At 72.9% G+C, this 12,345-nt stretch carries 12 protein-coding genes; 6 read left to right on the top strand and 6 right to left on the bottom strand.

All coding sequences use genetic code 11. The features are described from left to right. Positions 1-92: 92 nt before the first annotated feature. From O7600_RS25585 to O7600_RS25570, 4 genes are all read left to right on the top strand, one after another. Positions 93-653 carry a peroxiredoxin gene (locus O7600_RS25585; RefSeq protein WP_281591011.1) on the top strand — a complete coding sequence of 187 codons (561 nt, stop codon included), beginning with the start codon at positions 93-95 and terminating at the stop codon, positions 651-653. 2 nt (positions 654-655) lie between these two features. Continuing rightward, complete coding sequence (locus tag O7600_RS25580; RefSeq protein WP_091580544.1) at positions 656-1,186, top strand: carboxymuconolactone decarboxylase family protein; 531 nt, start codon at positions 656-658, stop codon at positions 1,184-1,186. A 161-nt stretch (positions 1,187-1,347) separates the two neighbouring features. Beyond that, positions 1,348-1,812: a PRC-barrel domain-containing protein gene (locus O7600_RS25575; RefSeq protein WP_098743379.1), complete on the top strand. Its 465-nt coding sequence runs from the start codon at positions 1,348-1,350 to the stop codon at positions 1,810-1,812. Between the two features lie 60 nt (positions 1,813-1,872). After that, positions 1,873-2,604 (top strand): tyrosine-protein phosphatase, encoded by a 732-nt coding sequence (locus O7600_RS25570; RefSeq protein ID WP_281591010.1) that lies wholly within the window; start codon positions 1,873-1,875, stop codon positions 2,602-2,604. Positions 2,605-2,690: 86 nt separating this feature from the next. Here the strand turns inward: O7600_RS25570 and O7600_RS25565 are convergent, their stop codons facing one another. Beyond that, a complete protein-coding gene (locus O7600_RS25565) occupies positions 2,691-3,788 on the bottom strand; it encodes a branched-chain amino acid aminotransferase (RefSeq protein WP_281591009.1) in 1,098 nt (365 codons plus the stop codon). Positions 3,789-3,977: 189 nt separating this feature from the next. Then, positions 3,978-5,009: a 3-isopropylmalate dehydrogenase gene (locus tag O7600_RS25560; RefSeq protein WP_281591008.1), complete on the bottom strand. Its 1,032-nt coding sequence runs from the start codon at positions 5,007-5,009 to the stop codon at positions 3,978-3,980. A gap of 220 nt (positions 5,010-5,229) precedes the next feature. Here O7600_RS25560 and O7600_RS25555 point away from each other — a divergent pair, with 220 nt between their 5' ends. Next, a complete protein-coding gene (locus O7600_RS25555; protein WP_281591007.1) occupies positions 5,230-6,102 on the top strand; it encodes an FAD:protein FMN transferase in 873 nt (290 codons plus the stop codon). A 333-nt stretch (positions 6,103-6,435) separates the two neighbouring features. Further along, positions 6,436-6,792, top strand: coding sequence for a hypothetical protein (locus O7600_RS25550; RefSeq protein ID WP_172967839.1), 357 nt, complete (start codon positions 6,436-6,438; stop codon positions 6,790-6,792). A 60-nt stretch (positions 6,793-6,852) separates the two neighbouring features. Here O7600_RS25550 and serA read toward each other — a convergent pair whose 3' ends face one another. The 4 genes from serA to O7600_RS25530 all read right to left on the bottom strand — a co-directional run bounded on the left by serA (position 6,853) and on the right by O7600_RS25530 (position 12,266). Beyond that, positions 6,853-8,451, bottom strand: coding sequence for a phosphoglycerate dehydrogenase (gene serA / locus O7600_RS25545; protein ID WP_281591006.1), 1,599 nt, complete (start codon positions 8,449-8,451; stop codon positions 6,853-6,855). Between the two features lie 308 nt (positions 8,452-8,759). Then, complete coding sequence (gene ilvC / locus O7600_RS25540) at positions 8,760-9,773, bottom strand: ketol-acid reductoisomerase (protein ID WP_281591005.1); 1,014 nt, start codon at positions 9,771-9,773, stop codon at positions 8,760-8,762. Between the two features lie 57 nt (positions 9,774-9,830). Further along, a complete protein-coding gene (gene ilvN, locus O7600_RS25535) occupies positions 9,831-10,346 on the bottom strand; it encodes an acetolactate synthase small subunit (protein WP_099162192.1) in 516 nt (171 codons plus the stop codon). Continuing rightward, the gene (locus O7600_RS25530; protein WP_281591004.1) at positions 10,347-12,266 is read right to left on the bottom strand and encodes an acetolactate synthase large subunit; all 1,920 of its coding nucleotides are present in this window, start codon (positions 12,264-12,266) and stop codon (positions 10,347-10,349) included. Positions 12,267-12,345 lie beyond the last annotated feature (79 nt).

The raw sequence follows: 12,345 nt of genomic DNA, 5'->3' as shown, positions 1-12,345 counted from the left end.
GCCCACGAGCGGAAACGTCGCTACGGAAGTATCTGGAACTGATCCAGTTACTGGCCGGGCTACCCGTACCCGGCCGCTGTCAAGGAGGACCCGTGCTCACTGTCGGTGACCACTTCCCCGAGTACGAACTCACCGCCTGCGTCTCGCTCGACGCCGACAAGGCGTTCGAGACGATCCACCACAAGTCCCACGAGGGCCAGTGGCGCGTCGTCTTCTTCTGGCCGAAGGACTTCACCTTCATCTGCCCGACCGAGATCGCCGAGTTCGGCCGCCTCAACGGCGAGTTCGCCGACCGGGACGCCCAGGTGCTCGGCGTCTCCGTGGACAACGAGTTCGTCCACTACGCGTGGCGCAAGGACCACCCGGACCTGCGCGAGCTGCCCTTCCCGATGCTGAGCGACATCAAGCGCGAGCTGACCGAGGCCTGCGGCGTGCTCGGCGCCGACGGCGTCGCGCAGCGGGCCACCTTCATCGTGGACCCGAACAACGAGATCCAGTTCGCCATGGTGACCGCCGGTTCGGTCGGCCGTAACGTCTCCGAGGTGCTGCGGGTGCTCGACGCGCTGCAGACCGACGAGCTGTGCCCGTGCAACTGGAACAAGGGCGGCGCGACGCTGGACGCCAACGCGCTCCTCGCCGGCGCCGGAGCCTGACGATGGGTCTGGACGCGGTCAAGGCGGCCCTGCCCGACTACGCCAAGGACATCCGGCTCAACCTGAGCTCCACCATCACCACCTCGACGCTCAAGCCGGAACAGGCCTGGGGCACAGCCCTGGCCTGCGCGGTGGCGTCCCGCAACCCGGTGGTGCTGCGGGAGATCGCCGCCGAGGCGGCCGGTCACCTCACGCCGGAAGCGGTCGAGGCGGCCAAGGGCGCGGCGGCGGTCATGGCGATGAACAACGTCTACTACCGGGCCAAGCACCTGATCGGGGACGACCAGTACGCGTCGCTGCCGGCCCGGCTGCGGATGCAGATCATCGCCCGCCCGGGCGTGGAGAAGACCGACTTCGAGCTGTGGTGCCTGGCCGTCTCCGCGATCACCGGCTGCGGCGTCTGCCTGGAGTCGCACGAGAAGACGCTGCGCGCGGCCGGCTTCAGCCGCGACCAGGTGCACGAGGGGCTGCGGATCGCCGCCGTCGTGCACGCCGCCGCGGTGACCCTCGACGCGGAGGCCGCGCTGGCCTGACCGGCCGTACGACCGCCGCGAGCGGGCCGGCGCCGCGAGCCGCGGCGCCGGCCCTCGGCGGTTCCGGAGGGTTGGCAAGCCGGCCAACGGGTAGGAATTCGCGGGACACCGTGACTTTCACTCCCTTGACGACTGGGACAGTCGGGACAGGAGTTACCCCTATGGACAGGCTCGACCCGCACACCACGCACGGCGCCACCGACCCGGTCCTCGACGGCGGCCAGGGCGCCCACGCCGGCGGCGCGCCCGCCGGCGCGTTCGACCCGTGGCGCTACCGCGACGAGGCCGGGGTGGCCAGCGCGGACCTCACCGGCTACAAGGTGGAGGCCACCGACGGCAGCATCGGCAAGATCGACAAGGCCAGCCACGAGGTGGACGACAGCTACCTGGTGGTCGACACCGGCCCGTGGATCTTCGGCAAGAAGGTCATGCTGCCGGCCGGCACCGTGAACCACGTCGACCACGACGAGCGAAAGGTCCACGTCGACCGGGACAAGGACCAGATCAAGGCGGCCCCGGAGTACGACGAGGCCAACCACGCCGACCCCGCCTACCGGGACCGGCTCGGCGGCTACTACGGCGAGAACCACTCCGCGCTGCCGCCGGACGGCCCGGCCCGGATCTGACACCCGGTGCACGGCCGGCGGGGGCTCCCAGACGCCCCGCCGGCCGTTACCGTGTCAGGGGTGGATGCCCCGGAGACACCCTTCCCCGCGTTGTTCAACTTCCGCGACGTCGGCGGCTACCGCGCCCGCGACGGTCGCACCGTCCGGCGTCGCCGGCTCTACCGCTCCGACTCGCTGCACCGCATCGACGACACCGACCGGGCCGCGTTCACCGCGCTCGGCATCCGCACGGTGATCGACCTGCGCCGCCCGACCGAGGTGGAACGCGACGGCCGGGTGCCGGCCTACGACGGGCTCGCCTACCGGCACATCCACCCCGAGCACGAGGACTGGGCCGCGCGGCAGTTCGAGTCCTCCGGCGTCAGCCTGGCCCGCTACCTCGCCGACCGCTACGCCGACCTGGCCCGCACCGGCACCGCCGGGCTGGCCGAGGCGATCGGTCTGATCGCCGACAGCGCCAACGCGCCGGTGGTGGTGCACTGCGTCGCCGGCAAGGACCGCACCGGCATCGTCTGCGCGCTCACGCTCGCCGTGCTCGGCGTGCCGGACGACGACGTCGTCGCGGACTACGCGTTGAGCACCGCCGCGTCCGAGCGGTTCAGCGCCTGGGTGCGGGCCACCCTGCCGGACGCGCAGGAGGTCCCGCCGCCGTTCCTGGCCTCCCCGGCCGAGGCGATGGAGCTGTTCCTGGCCGAGCTGCGCGCCGGCTACGGCTCGATCGAGGGCTACCTGACCCACGCCGGCGTCACCGAGGCCCAACTGGCCGCCCTCCGCACCCACCTCCTGGAGTGACCCTCGCTGTCCGGCAGGAAGGGGAACGGCCGGCGCCCGTCGGGAGACGGGGCCGGCCGTGGTGGTGGGTCGGGCGGTGGGGTGGGTCAGAGGACCCGGGTGACCCAGCCGTGGCGGTCCTCGGCGCGGCCGCGCTGGATGTCGACGAGCTTCTGCCGCAGCGCCATGGTGGTCCGGCCCGGCTCACCGCCGCCGATGAGGAACTCCCCGTCCGGGAAGCGCACGCCGCCGATCGGGGTGATCACCGCGGCGGTGCCGCAGGCGAAGACCTCGCGCAGCCGGCCGCTGGCGGCCTCCGCCTGCCAGTCGGCGAAGCTGACCGGCTGCTCCCGCACCTCGTGCCCGGCCTCGGCGGCCAGGGTCAGGACCGCGTCGCGGGTGATGCCCGGCAGGATCGTGCCACCCAGCGGCGGCGTGACCAGCGTGCCGTCGTCGTAGACGAAGAAGACGTTCATGCCGCCCAACTCGTCGACGAACCGCCGCTCCACCGCGTCCAGGAAGACCACCTGGTCGCAGCCGGCCTCGATCGCCTCGGCCTGGGCCGCCAGCGAGGCGGCGTAGTTGCCGCCGCACTTGGCCGCGCCGGTGCCACCGGGCGCCGCCCGGGTGTAGTCCGGGGAGACCCACACCGTCACCGGCTTCACCCCGCCGGCGAAGTAGGCGCCGGCCGGCGAGGCGATGACACAGTAGAGGTATTCGTTGGCCGGGCGCACCCCGAGGAAGACCTCGCTGGCGAACATGAACGGGCGCAGGTAGAGGCTGGCGTCCTCGTGCTCCGGGATCCACTCCTGGTCGATCTCGACCAGCCGGCGCAGCGACTCGACGAACGTCTCCGGCGGCAGTTCCGGCATGGCCAGGCGGCGGGCGGAGGCGGCGAACCGGGCCGCGTTGGCCTCCGGGCGGAACATCGTCACCGCGCCGTCGCCGGTCCGGTAGGCCTTCAGGCCCTCGAAGATCTCCTGCGCGTAGTGCAGCACCGCGGCGGCCGGGTCCATCGGGATCGGCGCCCGCGCCTCGATGCGGGCGTCGTACCAACCCTTGCCCTCGGCGTAGCGCACGATCACCATGTGATCGGTGAACACCCGGCCGAAGCCCGGGTTCGCCAGCAGGGCGGCCCGGTCGGCGGCGGATACCGGCGCGGGATTCGGACGGATCTCGAAATCGAGCTTGTCACCACCGCTCATCGCGCTGACCTCCCTGCGGGTCCCACGGCGTACGGGATCGCACGCCGCCGTCACTGGTGCCAGAAACTTACCCCGAACGGTCGTTCAGCGGATAGTTCCGCCCCGGCACATCGACGATGCCAATCGGCCGGAGCTGGCCCGGAAACGGGTCTGGCGGCCCGGAACCGGGCCGCCACGGGAACGGCCCGGTCAGGCTACGGCGTACCCGGCGAGCCGGTCGCCGACCTCCTCGGTGCGCAACGGCGCGCCGGGCGTACGCCCGGCCAGCTCGGTGGCGACGGCGGCGGTGACCCGCGCGGCGGCGTCGGCGTGGCCGAGCTGGTCGAGCAGCAGCGCGGCGGAGAGCACGGCGGCCACCGGGTCGGCGACACCCTTGCCGGCGATGTCCGGCGCGGAGCCGTGCACCGGCTCGAACATCGACGGATAGCGCCCCTCCGGGTTGATGCAGCCGCTGGCGGCCAGCCCGATGCCGCCGGTCACGGCGGCGGCGATGTCGGTGAGGATGTCGCCGAACAGGTTGTCGGTCACCACCACGTCGTAGCGGGACGGGTTCGTCACCAGGAACATCGCGGCGGCGTCGACGTGCTGGTACTCCGTGGTCACGTCGGGGTGCTCGGCGGCCACCTGGGCGAAGGCCCGCGACCAGAGCGAGCCGGCGTGGGTGAGCACGTTGGTCTTGTGCACCAGGGTGACCTTGCGGCGCTCGCGACGGCCCGCCCGGGCGAACGCGTCCCGGATCACCCGCTCGACGCCGTGCCGGGTGTTCAGGCTCTCCTCGGTGGCCACCTCGGCGGGGGTGTCCCGGTGCAGCGTGCCGCCGGCGCCCGCGTACAGCCCCTCGGTGCCCTCGCGGACCACCACGAGGTCGACCTCGCCGGGCTTCACCGCGGCCAGCGGGCCGGTCACGCCGGGCCAGAGCCGGGACGGGCGGAGGTTGACGTACTGGTCGAAGGCGAAGCGGAGCTTGAGCAGCAGCCCCCGTTCCAGCACGCCCGGCGGCACGGTCGGGTCGCCGACCGCGCCGAGCAGGATGGCGTCGTGCCCGGCCAGCTCGTCGAGGACCGCGTCGGGGAGCACCTCGCCGGTGCGGTGCCAGCGGGCGGCGCCCAGGTCGTACTCGGTCGCCTCGATCCCGGGCAGCACCGCGTCGAGGACCTTGCGGGCCTGCCCGACCACCTCGGGACCGATGCCGTCGCCGGCCACCACCGCGATGCGTGCCACCTGACGCTCCTCATCTCGACGTTCTGCGCAACCGTACGTCGGCGTCCCGTCCCCCGGTACGAGTCTTCCATAATCCGGGACGTGTCGATGCACAGCAGGCTCCCAGCCGGCATTCATGGTGCGGTCATCTCCACTGCTTATGGTCGGGTCGACCGGGTCGACGGGGGTCCGGGACCGGCATCGCCGCACCGCGGCGGCGGCCAGCGAGGGGGCGGGTGTCATGCGGATCGACCAGCGGCGGGCCCACTGGGCGGACGAGCAACCCCGGACCCGCTGGGTCGACCAGACCGCGTTCCACCACCCCCGCCCGGACCTGCGCCTGGGCGCGCGCAGCCACCGGGTGGAGCGCACCGGCGGCGGCGCGTACGACCGGATCAGCGTCCGGCACACCGTGCACACCTCCACCGCCGAATACACCCTGCTGCTCAACGCGCCCGACTGGCTGGGCCACCGGATCGTCGGCGAGGCGCTCCGGGACGCCGTCGCGGAACTGCGCGCCGTCGACCTCACCTACGGTCCGAACCAGCCGGACAGCCTGGTCTCGCGGCTGCGCCGGGACGAGATCAGCCCCGACTCGTACCCGCCGTTGGCCGATCTGGTGGACCGCTGCGCCGCGATGCGGGCGGCGACCGACGGCTGGTTCGACGCCTGGGCGGTGCCGGGCGGCTTCGATCCCGGCGGCCTGCTCGGCGGCTGGGCGGTGGAGCGGGCCGCGGCGCGGTTGCGCGCCGCCGGAATCCACGACTACGCCGTGCTCAGCGGCGCCGACCTGACGGTACGCGGGCACGCCGCGCACGGCGGACCGTGGCGGGTCGCGGTGCACCACCCCACTGACACCCGCCGGGCGCCGCTGGTGCTGGAGATGACCGCCGGCGCGGTCGGCACGTCCGGGGTCACCGGCCGGCGCGGGCACGTCGTCGACCCGCACACCGGCGAACCGACCGACCGCCTCGCGGCGGCCACCGTGGTGGGCCCGGACCTGGCCGTCGCCGACGCCTACGCCACCGCCCTGTACGCCGCCGGCCCGGCCGGCCTGGCCTGGTTCCGCACCGGATCGGACTACCGCCCGCTCTTCGCGCACCACCGGCGCTGAGGCGCCGCCGCGCCCCGTTCTCGCATCCGGGGTGCGGGCCGCGATCGGCCCCCACGGTCTCGGCAACGACCGTGGGGGCCGGTCAGCGACGAGTGCGCGTGGCTCGCGCATTCGAGGGGTGCGGGCCGACAGGCCGGACGCCCGACCACGCCACCCGAAGACGGGCCGGAAATCGACTCAGCCGGAAACCGCACCGGTACGCTAGCGAATCGACGCAACTCGACGCAAGAGTCTCCACAGCGGACCCTCCGTCACCGTGTCGGCAATCAGCAGGTGGACCGGCGGGGCGGGGCAGAAGTGACGTGGGCCGCCCGGGATGGCACGCTGTCCGCCGTGAGTTTCGATCTGAGCGTGTGGGCCCTGCCGAACGGGGCGACACCGGAGCAGGTGCGGGCGGCGGTGCAGCGGTGCCGCGAGGGCCGGCACGGCGAGCAGCACCCGGACCCGCGGGTGGTCGGCTTCTACCGGGCGATCACGGCGAGCTATCCGGACCGTCCCGCCCGGCCGGGCACGCCGTGGGAGGTCGCGCCGCTGCACGCGGCCGCCGACCACGTCGAGATGAACCTGTACCCCACCTGCCCGGACCAGGTGCTGCTGGACATCGAGCGGCTGGCCGGCGAGCACGACCTGATGCTGTTCGACGCGCAGGACGGCTCGGTCTACCCGCCCCCGGCCCGCGTCCGCTCCTGATCCCGGGAACGACGAAGGGCCCGGCCGTTTCGGCCGGGCCCCGTTCCGTCTGCGTCCGGACTACTCGTCGCGCAGGTCGGCGGCGCTGGCCGCGACCGCACCGATCGAGTCGGCCGCGGAGGTGAGCAGGTCGGCGCCGAGCGCCTGGTCGACGGTGAGCGTCATCAGCGTCTCACCGCCGGCCTCCCGCCGGGCCACCTGCATGGCGGCGATGTTGACGCCGGCCTCGCCGAGCAGCGTGCCGACCGTGCCGACCACGCCGGGCCGGTCGACGTAGCGCAGGAAGACCAGGATGCCCTCCGCGCCGATCTCGACGTCGAAACCGTCCACCTCGGTCAGCTTGAGCACGTCGCGGGCGCCGGTGTGGGCCACCGTGCCGGAGACCCGCACGGTCCGCCCGTCCGGCAGCGCGCCGCGCACGGTCACCAGGTTCGGGTGGTCGATCGTCTCGGCCGGCGTGGCGAGCGTGACCTCGACACCCCGCTCGGCGGCCAGGTGCGGCGCGTTGACGTAGGTGACCTGCTCCTCCACCACGGAGCTGAACAGCCCCTTGGTGGCGGCGAGCTTGAGCACCGACACGTCGTGGGTGGCGATCTCGCCGCGCACCTCGACGGTGACGCTGGCGGCCACGCCCCCGGCCAGGGCGGTGAAGGCCCGGCCCAGCTTCTCGGCCAGCGGCAGCAGCGGGCGGACGTCCTCGGCGACCACGCCGCCGGCCTGCACGTTGACCGCGTCCGGCACGAACTCGCCCTGGAGCGCCAGCTTGACGCTCTTCGCCACCGCCAGGCCGGCCTTGTCCTGCGCCTCGTTGGTGGAGGCGCCCAGGTGCGGGGTGGCGACCACGTTGTCGAAGGCGAACAGCGGCGAGGAGGTGCACGGCTCCTTCGCGTACACGTCGACGCCGGCGCCGGCGACCCGGCCCTCCGCGATCGCGTCGGCCAGGGCCTGCTCGTCGACCAGACCGCCGCGGGCCGCGTTGACGATCCGGACGCCCGGCTTGACGATCGCCAGCTCCTTCTCGCCGATCAGGCCGACCGTCTCCGGCGTCTTCGGCAGGTGGATCGAGATGAAGTCGCTCTCCCGCAGCAGCTCCTCCAGCCCGACCAGGCGGACGCCGAGCTGCGCGGCGCGGGCCGGCTGGATGTACGGGTCGTACGCGATCATCCGGGTCCCGAAGGCGGCGATGCGAGACGCGAAGAGGACGCCGATGCGGCCGAGCCCGACCACGCCCACGGTCTTGCCCTGGATCTCCACGCCGGTGTACTTGGACCGCTTCCACTCGCCGGCCTTGAGCGCGGCGCTGGCGCTGGCGGTGTTGCGGGCCACCGCGAGCAGCAGCGCGACGGCCTGCTCGGCGGCGGAGACGATGTTGGAGGTGGGAGCGTTGACCACCATGACGCCCCGCGCGGTGGCGGCGGGCACCTCGACGTTGTCCAGGCCGACGCCGGCCCGGGCGACCACCTTCAGGCGCGGCGCGGCGGCGATCGCCTCGGCGTCGATCTGGGTGGCGCTGCGTACGATCACCGCGTCGGCCTCGGAGAGGGCGGAGAGCAGTGCCGGTCGGTCGGTGCCGTCCACGTGACGCACGTCGAAGTCGTGCGCGAGCACCTCGATGGCGGCGGGTGCGAGTTCTTCGGCGATCAGTACGACAGGATTCATCGGTCCTCGTAGACGCTCGGTATCGGTTCGGCCTGGGGCGTCGGGACGCCGCGCTGCGCCCTGCGCCGATCCATGCCATGGCCGTCGGGTGCGCCGGGGCACCACACCAAGGATGGTAGGGGGCGGCCCGCCCTCCGCGTCCCGGACCGTGGGGTGAGCGCCCTCACACAGGGTCGTCGCACGCCCGACATCCCCCGTTCACCGGGGCGGGACGGGACGAGGCGTTGCTCACCGCGTCCCAGCACGTGAACGGCCCGCGGCCCGACGCCGGGGAGAGCGTCGGGTCGCGGGCCGCGTGGAGAGTTGGCTCAGGCGGTCTCGGTGATGGGCCGGTCGACCCAGCTCATCATGGCCCGCAGCTTCTGGCCGGTCTCCTCGATCGGGTGCGCCGCGCCCTCGGCCCGCCACTTGGCGAAGTTCGGCCGGCCGGCCTCGTCCTCGGCCACCCACTCGCGGGCGAACTCGCCGGACTGGATCTCGCCGAGGATCTTGCGCATCTCCTCCTTGACCCGGGAGTCGACCACGCGCGGGCCGCGGGACAGGTCGCCGTACTCGGCGGTGTCGGAGATGCTGTAGCGCATCCGGGCGATGCCGCCCTCGTACATCAGGTCGACGATGAGCTTCAGCTCGTGCAGGCACTCGAAGTAGGCCACCTCGGGCGCGTAGCCGGCCTCGGTGAGCACCTCGAAACCGGTCTGCACCAGCGCCGCCGCGCCGCCGCAGAGCACCGCCTGCTCGCCGAAGAGGTCGGTCTCGGTCTCCTCGGTGAACGTGGTCCGGATCGCGCCGGCCCGGGTGCCGCCGATCGCCTTGGCGTACGCCAGCGCGAGGGCGAAGGCGGTGCCGCTGGCGTCCTGCTCGACGGCGACCAGGCAGGGCACGCCCTTGCCGTCGACGTACTGGCGGCGGACCAGGTGACCGGGGCCCTTCGGGGCGACCATCGCCACGTCCACGTCGGCCGGCGGCGTGATCAGGCCGTACCGGATGTTGAAGCCGTGGCCGAAGAAGAGCGCCTTGCCCGGCGCCAGGTTCGGCGCGATGGCGTCGGCGTAGAGGCCACGCTGGGCGGTGTCCGGCGCCAGGATCATGATCACGTCGGCCTCGGCCGCCGCCTCGGCCGGGCTGAGCACCCGCAGGCCCTGCTCCTCGGCCTTGGGCCGGCTCTTCGACCCGGTCGGCAGGCCGATCACCACGTCGACACCGGAGTCGCGCAGCGACAGCGCGTGCGCGTGCCCCTGGCTGCCGTACCCGATCACGGCGACCTTGCGGCCCTGGATCAGGCCCAGGTCGGCGTCGTCGTCGTAGAACACCTCAACGCTCATTGACTTCCCTTTCGTACGGCGGTGCCCGTCGGCCCGTCGAAAACTGGTGGGTACGGATCAGGCGGCGCGCAGCGCCGGGCCGGCGGTGATGGCGCGGGAGCCGCGCCCGATGGCGACGGTCCCGGACTGGACCATCTCCTTGATGCCGAACGGCTCCAGGTCGCGCAGCAGCGCGTCGAGCTTGTCCGGCGTGCCGGTGGCCTCGATGGTCAGCGTGTCCGGCGCGACGTCGACCACCCGGGCGCGGAACAGGCCGACCGTCTCCAGCACCTGGGCCCGGGCGGAGCGGTCCGCGCGGACCTTGACCAGCAGCAGTTCCCGGGCCACCGAGACCTGCGGGTCCAGCTCGACGATCTTGAGTACGTTGACCAGCTTGTTGAGCTGCTTGGTCACCTGCTCCAGCGGCGAGGACTCGGCGTTGACCACGATGGTGATGCGGGAGACGTCCGGGTTCTCGGTCTCGCCCACGGCAAGGCTGTCGATGTTGAAGCCGCGCCGGGAGAACAGCCCGGAGACCCGGGCCAGGACACCCGGCTTGTTCTCCACCAGCACGGACAGCGTGTGCATCGTCATTTAGAGTTCGTCCTCGTCGAACGCGGGGCGCACGCCCCTGGCGAACATGATCTCGTCGTTGCTGGTGCCGGCGGCGACCATCGGCCAGACCATCGCGTCCTTGCCGACCACGAAGTCGATGACCACCGGCGCGTCGGTGATCGCCATGGCCGCCTCGATGGTCTTGTCCACGTCGGCGGCGTTCTCGCAGCGCAGCCCGACGCAGCCGAGCGCCTCGGCGAGCTTGACGAAGTCCGGGATGCGGTGCTTGTGGGTGCCCAGCTCGGTGTTCGAGTAGCGCTCCCCGTAGAACAGGGTCTGCCACTGCCGCACCATGCCGAGGTTGCCGTTGTTGATCACGGCGATCTTGATCGGGATGCCCTCCAGCGCGCAGGTCGCCAACTCCTGGTTGGTCATCTGGAAGCAGCCGTCGCCGTCCACCGCCCACACCGTGGTGTCGGGTCGGCCGACCTTCGCCCCCATCGCCGCCGGGACCGCGTAGCCCATGGTGCCCAGGCCGCCGGAGTTGAGCCAGGTGTTCGGCTTCTCGTACGAGATGAACTGGCTGGCCCACATCTGGTGCTGGCCGACGCCGGCCACGTAGACCGCGTCCGGGCCGACGATCTCCCCCAGCCGCTTGATCACGTACTGCGGGGCGAGCGTGCCGTCGGCCGGCTCCTCGAACCCGAGCGGGTAACGCTCGCGCAGGTCGTCGAGCTGGGTCCACCAGTCCGCCAGGTCAGCGGCCGGGTGGGCGGCGTGCTCGGCGGTGACGGCCGCGATCAGCTCGTCGATCACGTGCCGGGCGTCCCCCACGATCGGGACGTCGGCGTGCCGGTTCTTGCCGATCTCGGCCGGGTCGATGTCGGCGTGCACCACCGCGGCGTCCGGCGCGAACGAGTCCAGCTTGCCGGTCACCCGGTCGTCGAAGCGCGCGCCCAGCGCGACGATCAGGTCCGCCTTCTGCAGGCCGTAGACCGCCGCCACGGTGCCGTGCATGCCGGGCATGCCCAGGTGCTGGCGGTGCGAGTCGGGGAACGCGCCGAGCGCCATCAGCGTGGTGACCACCGGGATCCCGGTCAGCTCGGCCAGCCGGCGCAGCCCCTCGGTGGCGCCGGCCTTGAGCACGCCGCCGCCGACGTAGAGCACCGGGCGGCGGGCCGAGGTCATCAGCCGGGCCGCCTCGCGGATCTGCTTGCCGTGCGGGTGCAGCGTGGGCCGGTAGCCGGGCAGGTCCAGGGTGGGCGGCCAGGCGAAGGTGGCCGGCGCCTGGAGCACGTCCTTCGGGATGTCGACCAGCACCGGGCCGGGCCGGCCGGTCGAGGCCAGGTGGAACGCCTCGGCCAGCACCCGGGGGATCTCGTCCGGGGTCTGCACCAGGAAGTTGTGCTTGGTGATCGGCAGCGTGATGCCCTGGATGTCGGCCTCCTGGAAGGCGTCCGTGCCGATCGACGGCCGGGCCACCTGGCCGGTGATCGCCACCATCGGCACTGAGTCCATGTAGGCGTCGGCGATCGGGGTGACCAGGTTGGTCGCGCCCGGACCGGAGGTGGCGATGCAGACGCCGACGCGGCCGGTGGCCTGCGCGTAGCCGGTGGCCGCGTGCCCAGCGCCCTGCTCGTGGCGGACCAGGATGTGCCGGACCGTCGAGTCGTAGAGCGGGTCGTACGCGGGCAGGATCGCGCCGCCGGGGATGCCGAAGACCACGTCGACGCCGAGCGCCTCCAGCGACCGCACCAGCGAGCCGGCGCCGGAGACCTCCGCGGTGGCGGGCTGCCGTACGGGCGCGGCGGGGGTGTCCGCGCCGGCCGGGACGGCCCGGCCGCCGGCGGGGGCGGCACCGCGCGGGGCGGGAGCGTGGTCGGGGTCGCCGGCCGCGCCGGCGCCCGGGCGGGCTCGTCGGGCGGAGTGGGCGAGGGTCTCTGGCGTGGGTCTCGTCATGGCGGTTCAGGCCTTCGGCTGTGAGTGGGTGACGCGGTTGTCAGGATGGGACGCGGACGTCCCGGCGATGGTCCGACGG

Source organism: Micromonospora sp. WMMA1998, from assembly GCF_027497375.1.
Lineage (GTDB): Bacteria > Actinomycetota > Actinomycetes > Mycobacteriales > Micromonosporaceae > Micromonospora > Micromonospora sediminicola.
This window is presented reverse-complemented; position numbering and strand designations above follow the sequence as displayed.